Origin of the sequence: Cellulomonas sp. FA1 (assembly GCF_000986825.1) — a bacterium.
GTDB lineage: Bacteria > Actinomycetota > Actinomycetes > Actinomycetales > Cellulomonadaceae > Cellulomonas > Cellulomonas iranensis.
In genome coordinates this window covers 2,813,199-2,829,389 of sequence record NZ_LBMY01000001.1, presented here as the reverse complement: position 1 = coordinate 2,829,389, position 16,191 = coordinate 2,813,199, and the positions used below count along the sequence as shown (strand labels likewise).

General features: G+C 73.4%; 7 protein-coding genes. 6 read left to right on the top strand and 1 reads right to left on the bottom strand.

The features are described 5' to 3' along the window. Positions 1-77 precede the first annotated feature (77 nt). The 3 genes from GY42_RS12720 (at position 78) to GY42_RS12710 (ending at position 11,020) form a co-directional block, all read left to right on the top strand. A complete protein-coding gene (locus GY42_RS12720; RefSeq protein ID WP_046529612.1) occupies positions 78-3,509 on the top strand; it encodes an FG-GAP-like repeat-containing protein in 3,432 nt (1,143 codons plus the stop codon). A gap of 657 nt (positions 3,510-4,166) precedes the next feature. Further along, a complete protein-coding gene (locus GY42_RS12715; protein WP_152667311.1) occupies positions 4,167-7,418 on the top strand; it encodes an FG-GAP-like repeat-containing protein in 3,252 nt (1,083 codons plus the stop codon). A 245-nt stretch (positions 7,419-7,663) separates the two neighbouring features. Next, on the top strand, positions 7,664-11,020 hold the full coding sequence (locus tag GY42_RS12710; protein WP_152667310.1) for a DUF4214 domain-containing protein: 3,357 nt from the start codon (positions 7,664-7,666) through the stop codon (positions 11,018-11,020). A 51-nt stretch (positions 11,021-11,071) separates the two neighbouring features. Here GY42_RS12710 and GY42_RS12705 read toward each other — a convergent pair whose 3' ends face one another. Next, complete coding sequence (locus GY42_RS12705) at positions 11,072-12,085, bottom strand: LacI family DNA-binding transcriptional regulator (protein WP_046529609.1); 1,014 nt, start codon at positions 12,083-12,085, stop codon at positions 11,072-11,074. Positions 12,086-12,243: 158 nt separating this feature from the next. On the opposite strand from GY42_RS12705, the gene GY42_RS12700 reads away from it, so the two are divergent. From GY42_RS12700 to GY42_RS12690, 3 genes are all read left to right on the top strand, one after another. Further along, positions 12,244-13,770, top strand: a complete 1,527-nt coding sequence (locus GY42_RS12700; RefSeq protein ID WP_046529608.1) for an alpha-N-arabinofuranosidase — start codon at positions 12,244-12,246, stop codon at positions 13,768-13,770. A 454-nt stretch (positions 13,771-14,224) separates the two neighbouring features. After that, positions 14,225-15,205, top strand: coding sequence for a carbohydrate ABC transporter permease (locus GY42_RS12695; protein WP_046529607.1), 981 nt, complete (start codon positions 14,225-14,227; stop codon positions 15,203-15,205). Beyond that, positions 15,202-16,131, top strand: a complete 930-nt coding sequence (locus GY42_RS12690) for a carbohydrate ABC transporter permease (RefSeq protein ID WP_046529606.1) — start codon at positions 15,202-15,204, stop codon at positions 16,129-16,131. The genes GY42_RS12695 and GY42_RS12690 overlap by 4 nt, the downstream gene beginning before the upstream one ends. Positions 16,132-16,191: the final 60 nt, after the last annotated feature.

Here is a 16,191-nt window from a genome sequence, read left to right as displayed (position 1 = left end):
CGTTGCCGGATGGTTCGGTGCGGTTGGACTCCTCGATCGGTGCGGTGCGCACGGATGTGTCGGGTGAGTGGGAGCCGGTGGATCCCGCGCTCGTCGTCGCCGACAACGGTGTGCAGGTGGCGTCGCCGGTGGTGCCGATGGTGTTCTCGGACGGGTCGGACGGGGTGCCGTTGGCGCGGGTGGAGCGTGACGGGCACGAGGTGGTGTTCGATGCGCCGTTCGAGTTGACCGAGCCGGTGGTCGAGGGTGCGCAGGTGACGTATCCGGCGGTGCTGCCGGGTGTGGATCTGGTCGTGTCGGTGAACGGGGACGCGACGGGGTTCTCGCAGGTGCTGCGGGTGGAGTCGGCGCAGGCGGCGTCGAACCCGGCGTTGGCGGAGCTGACGTTCGACGTCGTCACGTCGGAGGGCGTGGAGCTGCGGGCGGAGCCCTCGGGTGGGTTCGCGGTGACCGACGGTGACGGGCAGGTGGTGCTCACCAGTCCGGTGCCGGTCATGTGGGACTCCAGCACCCCCGGCGACGGGCGTGCGGCACGCGGGGCGTCGGCGAGCACGGGCGCGGTGGGTGGTGCGATCGGCGATCCGAGCGTCGCGCCCGCGCCGGGCGTCGAGGCCGTCGCGATGGGCTCCGAGATCGGCGACGACGCCGTGACGATCACGCCGGACGCGGACCTGCTGAGCGATCCGGCGACCACGTGGCCGGTGTTCATCGACCCGGGCATGTCGGGGTCGCTGAACCAGCGCACGGCCGTGCGCACGGTCATCGGCAACGCGTACAACTTCCCGGACACCGAGGGCGTGGGCCTGTGCAACAAGGCGACGTCCGACACGTGCTCGCACACGTTCAAGAGCCGGCTGCTCTACCAGTTCGCCGGGCTCGCCGGCCTGGGTGAGCTGGACCCGGCCGACGTGCAGAGCGCCGTCTTCGCCGTGACCGGCACGCACTCGTACTCGTGCACCCCCATGCCCGTGACCCTCTACGCGGTGTCCGACTTCGACCAGAGCACGTCCTACCCGGGCGGCGGGTACTGGCAGCCGCTGCAGACCCAGACCATCGCGCACCGTCAGGGTTGCGCCGCAGGTCTTCAGCCGCGGCGCATCGAGTTCGACGCGACCGCGCAGGCCCGCGCCGTCGCGGCGGCGAACACCTCGCTCGCGTCCTTCGGCATCGCCGCCGACGAGGGCTCGATGGCCTCGTGGAAGCGGTACGCCTGGGACGCCTCGTTCTCCGTCACCTACAACCGCGCGCCGTACGCGCCGTCCTCGGCGCGCACCACCGTGCCCGACACCGGGTGCGTCGTCGGCGCCGGGCGCCCGTACATCCGCAGCACCACCCCGGTGCTGCGGGCTGTGGTCCACGACCCCGACGGCGGCAACGTCCACGCGGACTTCGCCGTCGTCAGCGCGGCGAACCCCGCGCAGGTGGTCTGGGACCCGGGCGCGCTGCCCGCGCAGGGCAACGGCGCCGAGCACGCGATCCAGGTGCCGCCCGGCATCCTCGCCAACGGCGGCCAGTACCGCTGGCTCGTCGTCGGCATCGACCCGCAGGGCCGCTCCGGCCCCACCGTGGCCTGCGAGTTCACGGTCGACACCACACCACCGCCGACCCCCACCGTCACGGCCGTGGCCGGCCAACAGGCGACGTACGCCGAGAACGCGGTCCGCGGCGGCATCGGCCAACCCGGTCTGTTCCGCTTCGCGGCGGCCGGGGCGACCGACGTCTCCTACTACCTCTTCTCGCTCAACAGCCAGGCGCTCAACCAGTCCGCGCCGGCGGACACGCCGCAGATCGTGATCACACCGACGCAGGTGGGCACGCAGACGCTCGCGGTCCAGGCCGTCGACCACGCCGGCAACACCAGCCCGGTCCAGACGTTCAGGTTCACGGTGGCCTTCGCGGGCATCAGCGACGCGTGGCAGCTCGACGAGGCGTCGGGTGCCGTCGCAGCCAACGTCGCGAACGTGGCCTCCCCGCTGACGGTGTCGGCAGGGGTCACGCGCACCGACGGCGTGGTCACCGAGCTCGGTGGCGACCCGGGTGACCGGGCGCTGGTGTTCGACGCGCCCGGTGACACGGCCGGGACGTCCGCACCCGTGGTGCGCACCGACGGCTCGTACTCGGTGATGGCCACGGTCCGTGCCGACCAGGTCGGCCCGACGGCGACCGCCGTCAGCCAGGACGGGACGGTCGTGTCCGGGTTCGAGCTGGGCGTGTCCAGCACGGGCTGCGCCCCCGGGGTGTCACCGTGCTGGGCGTTCGGGGTCCCGTCCGGCGACGGGGGCGCGGCGACGCGCGCGGTCGCGGTGTCCACGGTCCCGGTGGTGCCCGGGCAGTGGGCCCAGCTCACCGGCGTGCGCAACGCCTCGGCGGGGACCGTGCAGCTCGCGGTGTGCGTCATGGGCAACGGCGACGAGCCCGGCGAGATGGTCCCGTACCAGGGTGACGCCGTGCCCGCCGGGACCTCGTGGCTCGCGTCGGGTGGCTTCCAGGTCGGCCGCGGCAAGGTCGCAGGCGCCGCCGGCAACCCGTGGACCGGTGCGGTCTCGCAGGTGCGCACCTACACCGGGGTCGTCTCGATCGAGCAGATGCGCGTCTCGTGCCGCAACCCCGGCGCGATCAACCCGTCGCTCGACCCCGCCCCGCCCGTGTCGCCGAAGGCGCGCAAGGCCAGCGGCATCGACATCGATGGCAACGGCAAGGCCGACGTCTTCTGGGCCAGCCCCACCGACGGCAGGTGGCGCGTGTCCTTCGACGGGCGGAGCGCCTGGACCGCGATCAACGGCGCCGGTGTGCTGCCCGCGAGCTGGTACCGCTTCGGTGACCTGAACGGTGACGGCAAGGACGACGTGTTCCTCGCTCACCCCGACGGCCGGTGGCTCGTCTCGTACGGCGGAACCACGGGCTGGCAGCAGATCAACGGCGACCCCAACGCCGCCGGGGACGTGATCCTGGGCGACCTGAACGGCGACGGCAAGGACGACGTGTTCTGGGCGTGGGCCGTGGACGGCAACTGGCGCGTCTCGTGGGGCGGCACCACCGGGTGGCAGATCATCAACAACGCCGGTGCGCTCGGGACCGGGATGTTCCAGCTCGCCGACCTCAACGGCGACGGCAAGGACGACGTGTTCCACGTCCGCTCCGACGGCCAGTGGCTCGTCTCCTACGGCGGCCAGACCCTGTTCCAGCCGCTCGCAGGCGCTGTCGAGGCCGGGCGGAACGTCAAGCTCGGCGACCTCAACGGCGACGGCAAGGCCGACGTCTTCTGGGCGAACCCCGTCGACGGCAACTGGCGGGTGTCGTGGGGTGGCACCAGCGCCTGGCAGGTCATCAACAACGGCGGGTCGCTCGGCACCGAGTGGTTCCAGCTCGCCGACCTGAACGGTGACGGCAAGGACGACGTGTTCCTCGGCTACAGCGACGGCCGCTGGCTCGTCTCCTACGGCGGGGTCACCGCCTGGGACCACATCAACACCGCGGGGAACGCTCCCCGGCAGGTGGTCGTCCGGTAGCGGTGGGCGCCCCCGGCCACGGGTCGGGGGCGCCCGCCCCGAGGCGTCGGGACCGCGTGGCCGACGCCCGCCCGCAGGGGCGTCGCGGTGGTACGGCGAGCAGGGACGGGAGCCGCGCGAGGGCCGGCGCCGTGGATGAGGGACGAGGGGCGGGGCGTGGTAGCAGTGCAGGTTCCTGGTTGTCGGGTGTGCGGTGCGGTGCTGGTGGTCGCGCTGGCGGTGGTGGGGGTGGCGCTGGCGGCGCCCGCTGGTGCCGCCGGCGCGGGGGCGACGCCGGCCGCGTCGACGGGTTCGGTGTGTGTGGATGAGGCGGGCACCGCGGGTGAGGCGGCGGTGCTGGCGGCGGCGTGTGACGTGCCGGTGGAGGTGGTGGGGGAGCGCACGGCGTGGTCGAGCACGTTCGTGCTGCCGGATGGTTCGGTGCGGTTGGACTCCTCGATGGCGGCGGTGCGCACGGATGTGTCGGGTGTGTGGGAGCCGGTGGATCCGTCGTTGGTGGTGACTGGCGACGGTCTGCAGGTGGTGTCGCCGGTGGTGCCGATGGTGTTCTCGGACGGGTCGGACGGGATGCCGTTGGTGCGGGTGGAGCGTGACGGGCACGAGGTGGTGTTCGATGCGCCGTTCGAGTTGACCGAGCCGGTGGTGGAGGGTGCTCGGGTGACGTATCCGGCGGTGCTGCCGGGTGTGGATCTGGTCGTGTCGGTGAACGAGGACGCGACGGGGTTCTCGCAGGTGCTGCGGGTGGAGTCTCCGCAGGCGGCGTCGAACCCGGCGTTGGCGGAGCTGACGTTCGACGTGGTCACGTCGGACGGGGTCGAGCTGGAGGCGCAGCCGTCGGGTGGGTTCGCCGTCACCGACGACACGGGCGAGGTCGTGTTCAGCAGCCCGGAGCCGGTCATGTGGGACTCGAGCACGCCCGCGGCGTCGGCCACCGGTCGCACGTTCCTGCGCCACGGCCCGGGCGCCGGGGGTCGGGAAGTCGACCCGGCGCTCGCGCCTGCACCGGGTGCGGCGGCCGTCGCGATGGACGCCGAGATCGGCGACGACGCCGTGACGATCACGCCGGACGCGGACCTGCTGAGCGACCCGGCGACCACGTGGCCGGTGTTCATCGACCCGGGCATGTCGGGGTCGCTGAACCAGCGCACGGCGGTGCGCACGGTCATCGGCAACGCGTACAACTTCGCCGGTGACGAGGGCGTGGGCCTGTGCGACCGGGGCGCGACCACGACGTGCTCGCACACGTTCAAGAGCCGCGTGCTGTACCAGTTCGCCGGCCTGGCGGGCCTGGGTGCGCTCGAGCCCGACGACGTGCAGAGCGCCGTCTTCGCGGTGACCGGCACGCACTCCTACTCGTGCACCCCGATGCCGGTGACCCTCTACGCGGTGTCGGACTTCGACCAGAGCACCTCCTACCCGGGCGGCGGGTACTGGCAGCCGCTGCAGACGCAGACGATCACCCACCGCAGCGGGTGTGGCGCGGGCCGGGAGCCGCGCCGCATCGAGTTCGACGCGACCGCCCAGGCGCGCGCCGTGGCCGCGGCGAACACCTCGCTCGCGTCGTTCGGCCTCGCGGCCGACGAAGGCTCGATGGCGTCCTGGAAGCGGTACGCCTGGGACGCGTCCTTCTCGATCACGTACAACCGCGCACCCCTGGCGCCCGTGAACGCGCGCACCACAGGGCCTGACACCGGGTGCGTCGTCGGTGCCGGGCGCCCCTACATCCGCAGCACCACCCCGGTGCTGCGGGCCGTGGTCCACGACCCCGACGGCGGCAACGTCCACGCGGACTTCGCGATCGTCAGCGCCCTCAACACCAACGTCGTGGTGTGGGACCCGGGCCCCGTCCCCGCGCAGGGCAGCGGCGCCGAGCACGCGATCCAGGTGCCGGCGGGCCTGCTCCACGACGGCGGTCAGTACCGCTGGCTCGTCGCGGGCCTCGACCCGCAGGGTCGCTCCGGGCCCATCACGTCGTGCGAGTTCACGGTCGACACGACGCCCCCACCCGCGCCCAGCATCACCGCGGTCCCGGGCCTGCAGGCGACGTACGCGGCCGACACCACCGCGGGTGGCACCGGGCAGCCGGGTCTGTTCCGGTTCGGTGCGCCCGGCGCGGGCGACGTCGACCGCTACGAGTACTGGCTGACGGGCGGCCCCACCGGCTCGGCCCCGGCCGACACGCCGCAGGTGCCCGTGACGCCGACGCAGGTGGGCTCGCAGACCCTGTCCGCCCGGGCGATCGACCGCGCGGGCAACACCGGTCCGACGGCGACGTTCCGGTTCACCGTCGCCTTCGCCGGCATCAGCGACGCGTGGCAGCTCGACGAAGCATCCGGGACCACGGCTGCCAACGTCGCGAACGTGGCCGCACCCCTCGCCGTGTCGACCGGGGTCGCACGTGAGGACGGTCCGCTCACGTCGCTCGCGGGCCTGCCCGGCGACAGGGCGCTCGTCTTCGACGCGCCTGGTGACACCGCCGGGACGACGCGCCCAGTCGTGCGCACCGACGGCTCCTACTCGGTCATGGCCATGGTCCGTGCCGACGAGGTCGGCGCCACGGCGACGGCCGTGAGCCAGGACGGGTCGGCGGTGTCCGGGTTCGAGCTCGGGCTGTCCACGACCGGCTGCGGCCAGGCGCCGTCGCCGTGCTGGTCGTTCAGCGTGCCCCGGTCCGACGCGAGCACGGCCACCCGTGCCGTCGCGGTGTCGTCGGTGCCCGTCCGGGCCTCGGAGTGGGTGCAGCTCACCGGCGTCCGCGACGCGAGCTCCGGGACGGTGCAGCTGAGCGTGTGCGTGCTCGGGACCGACGAGATCGGGACCCTGCAGGTCACGCAGGGTGCGGCTGTCCCTGCGGGTGGGTCGTGGCTCGCCGCGGGTGGCTTCCAGGTCGGGCGCGGCAAGGCCGGTGGCGCCGCGGGCAACCCGTGGGTAGGCGCCGTCTCGCAGGTCCGGACGTACACGGGCGTGGTCGCCATCGAGCAGCTGCGGGTCGCGTGCACCAACCCCGACTCGATCCGACCCGTGCTCGACCCGGCCCCGCCCGCGCCGCCGAAGGCGCGCAACGCCAGCGGCATCGACATCGACGGCAACGGCAAGGCCGACGTGTTCTGGGTCAGCCCCGCCGACGGCAGGTGGCGCGTGTCGTACGACGGGCGGTCCGCCTGGACGGCCATCGGGGCGCCCGGCAACCTTCCCGCGAGCTGGTACCGGTTCGGGGACCTCGACGGTGACGGCAAGGACGACGTGTTCCTCGCCCACCCCGACGGTCGGTGGCTCGTCTCCTCCGGCGGCATCACGGGCTGGCAGCTGTACGGCGCCGACGCCAACACCGCCGGCAACGTCAAGCTCGGCGACCTCGACGGTGACGGCAAGGACGACGTCTTCTGGGCACATGCCGGCACGGGCACGTGGCGCGTGTCGTACGGCGGCAGGACGGGCTGGAACGTCATCAACAACGGCGGTGGCTTCGGCACCGAGTCCTTCCAGCTCGTCGACATGAACGGCGACGGCAAGGACGACGTGTTCTTCGCCCACCCCGACGGCCGGTTCCTCGTCTCCCACGGCGGCACGAGTGCGTGGGTCGTGTACGGCGGCGACGCGAACGCGGGCGGCAACGTCAAGGTCGGTGACCTCGACGGCGACGGCAAGGGCGACATCTTCTGGGCCAACAGCGGCGACGGGGCCTGGCGGGTGTCGTACGGCGGCCGTGGCCCCTGGAAGGTCGTCAACAACAGCGGCGGCGCGTACGGCACGCAGGACTTCCAGCTCGCGGACCTGGACGGTGACGGCAAGGACGACGTGTTCTTCGTCAGCCCGCAGGGCGAGTGGAAGGTGTCGTACAGCGGCACGAGCGCGTGGCAGACCATCAACAACGACGGCATGGCCGGGAAGCAGGTGATGGTCCGATGACCGCCGTGCGCGCGGGACGAGAACCACGCGTGGCGGAGCTGCGACCTCCGCGCGGACGGGTGCGTGGTGCTCGAGTGCGCGGCGCGATGCTGGTGGTCGCGCTGGCGGTGGTGGGGGTGGCGCCGGCGGTGCCGGCGGGCGCCGTCCCGGGTGGCGCCGTCGTCGCCGATCCGGTGTGTGTGGGTGAGGCGGGCACTGCGGGTGAGGCGGCGGTGCTGGCTGGTGCGTGTGACGTCGAGGTGGAGGTGCTCGACGCGCGTACGGCGTGGTCGAGCACGTTCGTGCTGCCGGATGGTTCGGTGCGGTTGGACTCGTCGATGGCGGCGGTGCGCACGGATGTGTCGGGTGTGTGGGAGCCGGTGGATCCCGGGCTCGTCGTCGCCGATGGTGGTGTGCAGGTGGTGTCGCCGGTGGTGCCGATGGTGTTCTCGGACGGGTCGGACGGGATGCCGTTGGTGCGGGTGGAGCGTGACGGGCACGAGGTGGTGTTCGATGCGCCGTTCGAGTTGACCGAGCCGGTGGTCGAGGGTGCTCAGGTGACGTACCCGGCGGTGCTGCCGGGTGTGGACCTGGTCGTGTCGGTGAACGAGGACGCGACGGGGTTCTCGCAGGTGCTGCGGGTGGAGTCTCCGCAGGCGGCGTCGAACCCGGCGTTGGCGGAGCTGACGTTCGACGTGGTCACGTCGGACGGGGTGCGGCTGGAGGAGCAGGACGGCGGGTTCGCGGTGGCCGACGCCGCGGGCGGCGCCGTTCTCACCAGTCCCGCACCGACGATGTGGGACTCGGGACACGCCGACGGCACCGCCCGTGGGACGACGCCGCCGGGCGCGTTCGGCGCGGGTGCCCACGACGTCGACCCGACGCTGGCACCGCCCCCGGGCGCCGCCGTCGAGGTCATGGCGTCCGAGCTCCGCGGCGACGCGGTGACGGTGGTGCCGGACGCCGACCTGCTGAGCGACCCGGCGACCACGTGGCCGGTGTTCATCGACCCGGGCATGTCGGGGTCGCTGAACCAGCGCACGGCGGTGCGCACGGTGATCGGGAACGCGTACAACTTCGCCGGTGACGAGGGCGTGGGCCTGTGCGACCGGGGTGCGACCACGACGTGCTCGCACACGTTCAAGAGTCGCGTGCTGTACCAGTTCGCCGGCCTGGCGGGCCTGGGTGCGCTCGAGCCCGACGACGTGCAGAGCGCCGTGTTCGCCGTGACGGGCACGCACTCCTACTCCTGCACGCCCATGCCCGTGACCCTGTACGCCGTCGCGGACTTCGACCAGAGCACGCCGTACCCCGGCGGCCCGCAGTGGGACGCTCTCCAGACGCAGACGATCACCCACCGCAGCGGGTGCGGCGCGGGCCGGGAGCCGCGCCGCATCGAGTTCGACGCGACCGCCCAGGCGCGCGCCGTGGCTGCGGCGAACACCTCTCTGGCGTCGTTCGGCCTCGCGGCCGACGAGGGCTCGATGGCGTCCTGGAAGCGGTACGCCTGGGACGCGTCCTTCTCGATCACCTACAACCGCGCGCCGACCGCTCCGACGAACGTGCGCACCACCGACCCCGACACGACCTGCACCGTCGGCGCCGGGCGCCCGTACGTCCGCAGCCTGCGTCCGACGCTGCGCGCCGTGCTGGCCGACCCCGACGGCGGCAACGTCGCCGGGTACGTCGAGGTCATCGACCTCGGCACCGGCGGTCGGGTCTGGGGACCGGCGGTGCTGCCCGGGCAGGGCTCAGGCGCCGAGCACGCGGTGCAGGTGCCCGCCGGGGTCCTGGCCGACGGTCGCAGCTACCGGTGGAGCATCCGCGGCGACGACGGGCAGCGGTCCGGGCCGACCGTGTCGTGCGAGCTGACGGTGGACACCACCGCACCGGTCGTCCCGGGCGTCACCGGCGTCGCCGGCACGGGGCTCGTCGTGTACCCCGAGAGCCCGGTCGCGGCAGGCGGACTCGGCGTGGAGGGGCGCTTCACGTTCACGAACGGCGGCTCGTCCGACGTCGAGTACTACCGCTACACGTTCCTCGGCCAGCCGCAGCGCACCGTGCCCGAGGGCGCGGCGACGGTGCGCTTCGTGCCCACCGAGGTCGGCAGCCAGACGCTCACGGTCGAGTCGATCGACCGAGCCGGCAACGTGAGCCCGGCGCGCGTGTACCGGTTCACCGTCGGGTTCCCGGCGCTGAGCGACGCGTGGCAGCTCGACGAGGCGGCCGGCTCCGTGGCGGCGAACGTCAACGGGGCCGCCCAGCCGCTCGCGGTGTCCTCGTCGACCACCCGGACGGCCGGTCTCGGTGCGATGTACGACTACCCGGACGACCGGGCGCTCCAGTTCGACGCCCTCACCGACGTCGCGCGGACGGCCGGGCCCGTGGTGCGGTCCGACGGCTCGTACGCGGTGATGGCGACCGTCCGGCTCGACGACGTCGGCGGCACCTACACGGCCGTCAGCCAGTCGGGCGCCCAGACCAGCGGGTTCGAGCTCGGCCACCGCGTCGACGCGGCGTGCCCGGCCGGCACCGGTGGGCACTGCTGGGCGCTCTGGGCGACCGGGAGCGACGTGGCGTCGGCGAGCCCCGTCGTCGTGCGGTCCGCCGTCCCGGCGCGCCCCGGGTCGTGGGTCCAGCTCACCGGGATGCGCAACGCGGGGACGGGGACGCTCGAGCTCGCCGTGTGCGAGTACGGCACGCCCGACGACGCCCTCACCCCGCGTCCGGTGTCGGCCGCGCCGGTCGCGGCTCCGACGGCGTGGACCGCCGCGGGTCCGCTGCAGGTCGGCCGGGGCGGGACCCTCGCCGCCCCCGCGCGCGGGTGGCACGGTGCGGTGGGCCAGGTCCGGACGTACACGGGCCCGCTGCCGGTCGAGAAGCTCCGGGTGTCGTGCACGAACCCGCTCTCGATCACCCCGACGCTCGACCCGCCGCCGGTGACGCAGCCCGGGACCCCGCCGCCCCCGATGCCCCTCGTCAAGCCCGGGCAGCCTGGCTTCGAACCCGCGTTCGTCGCGTCGTTGTACCGGGACCTGCTCGGGCGCGAGGCGTCGTACCGCGAGCTGGTCGTGTGGACGTCGGCGCGGCGGTCGGGCGCGTCGCTCCAGCAGGTGGTCGAGGGGATCGTGAACTCGCAGGAGTGGCGCAACCGCGTGGTGAACCAGAAGTACCAGCTCTTCCTGGGGCGCAACGCGGACAGCAGCGGCCTGCAGGGGTGGGTGAACGCGCTCAACCAGGGCAGCGACGTGTTCGTGGTCGAGAAGGGGATCGTCGGGTCCGCGGAGTACTACGCGCGTGCCGGCGGGACGGCGACGGGCTACGTCACGGCGCTGTTCCGCGACCTGCTCGGCCGCAGCCCGAGCGCCGCTGAGCTCAGCTCCTGGGCGGGGAGGGTGGGGACCGACGGGGCGCTGGCCGTCGCCCACGGGGTCGTCTACTCGCCTGAGCACGTGAACCGGGTCATCGACCAGAGCTACCGCCAGACGTTGGGCCGGGCGGTCGACAGCGCGGGCCAGCAGACCTGGTCGACGTACATGTGGAGCGGCGGCACGGTCGCGGGTCTGCTCGCCAGGATCACGACCGGCGCGGAGTACACGAACAACCGCGTGCGCATCGGCTGACGGCGCGGCGCGCGCCCCGGGTCCGGCCACCGGACCCGGGGCCGTCGTCCGTCAGCGGGTCGTGCCGCGCTCCAGCAGGCTCACGGGCAGCACGATCTGCTCGGGCGGCGCGTCCTCGCCCGCGGTGCGCAGGTCGAGCAGGCGCACGGCGTGCTCGACGAGCAGCTCGTGGTGCGGGTCGACGGTCGTCAGCCCGGGCCACACGTGCTCGCCGAGCGCGAGCGCGTCGAACCCGACGACCTGCACGTCGCCGGGGATCGTGCGGCCGTGGTCCTGCAGCGCGGCCATCGCGCCGATCGCGACCTGGTCGGTGACGGCGAAGACGCCGTCGAGGTCGAGCCCGCGTGCGAGCGCGTCGTCGACGGCCTGCCGCCCCTGCGCGGCCTCGAGCCAGGGCGCGGGCAGCACGAGCCGCTCGTCGACGGGGACGCCGGCCGCGGCGTGGGCCTCGCGCCAGCCCTGGGTGCGGGAGCCGGAGACGCCGGGGTCGTCGTCGAGCGTGCCGCCGACGATCGCGACGCGCCGCGCACCGCGCGCGAGCAGGTGCGCCGTGGCGAGGCGTGCGCCGTCGACGTTGCCGAGCATGACGTGGTCGAACCGCGGTGGCATGGGGCGCTCGCCCAGCAGCACCAGGGGGAGCTGGGTCTGCAGGCGGTCGACGTCGTCCGGCGCGAGGCCGACGACGGACAGCAGCACGCCGTCGTACATCTGGAGCCGGGCCTGGGACAGCGCGCCGAGCTCGCCCTCCTTGCTGGCGTTGGTCTGCTCGATGACGAGGTGCCGGTCGCTCGCACGCAGCGCGGTGGTGAGCTGTGCGCCGAGCTGTCCGAAGTACGGGTGGTCGACGCGCGGCACGACGAACGCGACCGTGCCGGAGCGGCCGGCGCGCAGGCGACGCGCGGTGAGGTTGACCTCGTAGCCGAGGTCCGCGATGGCGTCGAGCACGCGGGCGCGGGTCTCGGGCCCGACGCGCGGCCGGTCGTTGACGACGTTCGAGACGGTCATGACCGAGACGCCGGCGGCGCGCGCGACGTCCTTGAGCGTCGGGGCGCCAGCGGGTCGCATGGACCCCTCCTCGCGTCGTCGGGCGGCGCGCCGCTCCTTGACTCGCGGCGCGCGACCGAGCATATTCGACCCTGCACGACGGCGTGTATCGATAAACCGGACCCGAGGGCCGGGCGGCACGCGCGTCGGCGCACCGCACCGACCACCCGAGGAGCCCCGTGTCCGACCAGCTGACCGCCGTCATCGACCTCGACCTGCCCGGCGCCACGATCAGCCGCCACGTCTACGGCCACTTCGCCGAGCACCTGGGCCGCTGCATCTACGGCGGCTTCTGGGTCGGCGAGGACTCGCCGATCCCGAACGTCCGCGGCATCCGCTCGGACGTCGTCGACGCGCTGCGCGCGATCTCGATCCCCAACCTGCGCTGGCCCGGCGGGTGCTTCGCGGACGACTACCACTGGCGCGACGGCATCGGCCCGCGCGACCAGCGGCCGCGCATGGTCAACAGCCACTGGGGCGACGTCGTCGAGGACAACTCCTTCGGCACCCACGAGTTCATGGACCTGTGCGAGCTGCTCGGCGCCGAGCCGTACGTCAACGGCAACGTCGGCTCGGGCACCGTGCGCGAGATGAGCGAGTGGGTCGAGTACCTCACGCGCGGCGACGACTCGCCCATGTCGTCCCTGCGCCGCGCGAACGGGCGCGACGAGCCGTGGAAGGTGCCGTTCTTCGGCATCGGCAACGAGCCGTGGGGCTGCGGCGGCAACATGTCCGCCGAGCACTACACCGACCTCGCGCGCCAGTACGCGACGTACATCCGCAACCACGGCGGCCACACGGTCGACAAGATCGCCGCGGGCGCCAACGCCGACGACTACGCGTGGACCGAGGCGCTCATGAAGGTCTCGGCCAAGCTGGGCTGCGGCTGCGACCCGCGCGGCTTCTTCCAGCACGTGTCGATGCACTACTACACGATGAGCGGCGACTGGGCCGACAAGGGCGCCGCGACGTCGTTCACGACCGACGAGTGGTACCTCACGATGAAGCGCGCGCGCCGCATCGAGGAGCTCGTGCGCGGGCACGCCAACGTCATGGACGCCTACGACCCCGATGCGCGCATCGGCCTCGTCGTCGACGAGTGGGGCACGTGGTGGAACGTCGAGGAGGGCACCAACCCGGGGTTCCTGTACCAGCAGAACACGCTGCGCGACGCGCTCGTCGCGTCGACGCACTTCGACACGTTCCACCGGTACGCGCGCCGCATCTCGATGGCGAACATCGCGCAGACCGTCAACGTGCTGCAGGCGATGATCCTCACCGACCCCGACTCGGGCGCGCTCGTGCTCACGCCGACGTACCACGTGTTCGAGATGAACACGGGCCACCACGACGCCGGCTCGCTCGACGTCCGGTTCAAGGGCGACCTGCCCACGCGCACGGTCGACGGCTCCGCGCTGGCGACCCTGTCGGTGTCCGCGTCGACCAAGGACGGCACGGCGCTCGTGTCCCTGTCGAACATGGACGCCGAGACCCCGACGACGCTCGTGCTCGACCTGCGCGGGCGTGAGGTCACCGACGTGGCGGGCCGCGTGCTCACCGCGGGGACGCTGCACGCGCACAACACGCCCGACCAGCCCGACGCGGTCGCGCCGACGGCGTTCGAGGGCGCCCGCCCGCACGCGCGCGGCCTCGAGGTCGAGGTGCCCGCGCACTCCTACGTGACGCTCACGCTCACGCTCGCCTGACACCCGCCCCCTCGGACGTCAGGCCGCCGAACGCGGGCTTCCACCGGTTCTCGAGCTCCACGACCGGCAGGAGTCCGCGTTCGGCATGCGTCCCCCGGGAGTCGACCGCGCACCGCTGAACGCGGAGTTCTGCCGGTTCTGCAGCTCCATGACCGGCAGAGGTCCGCGTTCGGCGTCCGGAGCGTGGCGGGTGGCGGCGGTGGGTGGGGAACGGGTGGCGGACGCGGGGTGAACGTCCGGGCGGCAGGTGGGGGACGGCGGGTGGCGGGGCGGTGACCTGCGTGAACACTCGCCGAACGGTCCGGCAACGGTGCCGCGCGTGGGCGATTCGCCCGGACCGGGCGGCCTAGTTTCGAGCACGGTCCGGCCCCACCCCGGGGCCGACGACGACGGACCACCGTCGTCGCCGCCGCGCCGACGTCCCCCCGGACGCGCCCCGACCGCCCGGAGCACCATGACCGCCGTCCTCGCCCCGCCGCCCGGCGCGGGCCCGTCCGCCGCGCCACCGGCCGCGCGCCCGTCACGGCCCGCCGCCGCGCGGCCCGGCGCCGCCGCCCGCGCACGCCGCCGCCGCGCGCTCGGCTGGTTCGCGCTGCTCGCGGGCCCGAACGTCGCGCTGCTGGCGCTGTTCGTCTACAAGCCGCTGCTCGAGAGCCTCTACCTGTCGACCATGCAGTGGAACCTCGGGTCGCCCGTCGCGCGGTTCGTCGGCCCCGGCAACTACGTCGAGTGGTTCACGGCCGACTCGACGGCCCGGGTCCTGACGACCACGGCCGTGTTCACCCTGACGACCGTCGGCGGGGCGCTCGTCCTCGGCCTCGCGCTCGCGCTGCTGCTCGACCGCCGCCTGCCCGGCCGCGGCCTGGCCCGCACGGTCGCGTTCGCGCCCTACGTGCTGTCCGGGTACGCGGTCGGCATCCTGTGGCTGTTCATCTTCGACCCGCGCTACGGGCTCATGTCCACCGTGCTCGGCTGGTTCGGCGCCACGTCGCCGCAGTGGTACACGGCCGAGCCCTGGCCGCTCGTCATGGTCGTGGTCGTCTACCTGTGGAAGCACCTCGGGTACGTCGCGCTCATCTACCTCGCGGGCCTGCAGGCCGTGCCTCAGGACCTGCGCGACGCCGCCGCGCTCGACGGCGCGAGCCCCGCGCGGACGCTGCGCTCGATCGTGCTGCCGCTGCTCGCGCCCACCACGTTCTTCCTGCTCGTGACGATGCTGCTCGCGTCGCTGCAGTCGTTCGACATCATCCGGTCGATGACGCAGGGCGGCCCGCTCGGCTCGACGACCACGCTGATGTACCAGATCTACGTCGAGGGCTTCGTCAACGGCCGTGCGGGCTACGCGTCGGCCGGCGCGACGATCCTCTTCCTGCTGCTGCTGGCCGTGACGGCCGTGCAGCTGCGGTTCGTCGAGCGGAAGGTGCACTACGCATGAGCGCGCCCGCGGTCGCCCGCCCGTCCACCCCCGCCCCGGCGTCCCCGCCGCCCGCCGCACCGGACGCGCCGGCTCCTGCGGCGCGTCGGCGCCGCCGTCCGCCCCGCGCGCTCGCGCTCGACGCGGCCGGCGTCACGACGCTCGTCGTCGCGACCCTCGTGCTCGGCGCACCGCTGCTGTGGATGCTGCTCGCGAGCCTCAAGCGCCCCGACGAGCTGTACGCGGTGCCGCTGCAGTGGCTCCCGCAGGGCCTCGACCTGGGCAACTACGCGCAGGCCGCGCAGACCGTCCCGCTCGGCACGCTCTTCGCCAACAGCGTCGGCCTCACGGTCGCGGGCGCTGGCCTCAAGGTCGTGCTCGGCCTGTGCTGCGCGTACGCGCTGGTGTTCCTCGACGTGCCGTTCCGGCGGACCGTGTTCGTGGTCGTGCTCGCGGCGCTCATGATCCCGCCGCAGATCACGATCATCCCCAACTACACGTTCGTCGCGAGCCTGGGGTGGCTCAACACCTACCAGGGGATCCTCGTGCCGGGCCTGGCCAGCGCGTTCGGCACGTTCCTGTTCCGCCAGCACTTCCTGTCGCTGCCGACCTCGGTGCTCGAGGCCGCGCAGCTCGACGGCGCCGGGCACTGGCGGCGGCTGTGGCGGTTCGTCGTGCCGATGTCGCTGCCGACCGTCGCGGCCGTGGGGCTCGTCGCGGTCGTCACCGAGTGGAACGACTACCTGTGGCCGTTCCTCGTGGTCGACGACCCCCGCAAGATGACCCTGCCCGTGGGCCTGACGCTGCTGCAGAACGTCGACGGCATGACGAACTGGGGGGTCCTGCTGGCCGCGACGACGGTCGTGACGCTGCCCGTGCTGGCCGTGTTCCTCGTCCTGCAGCGCCGGCTCGTGGCCGGCCTCACGGCGGGCGCCGTCACCGGCTGACCCGCACCGCCGCGGCCCGCCCGCGCCGCACCACCCACCCGACCACCGGACCCGCCCCCG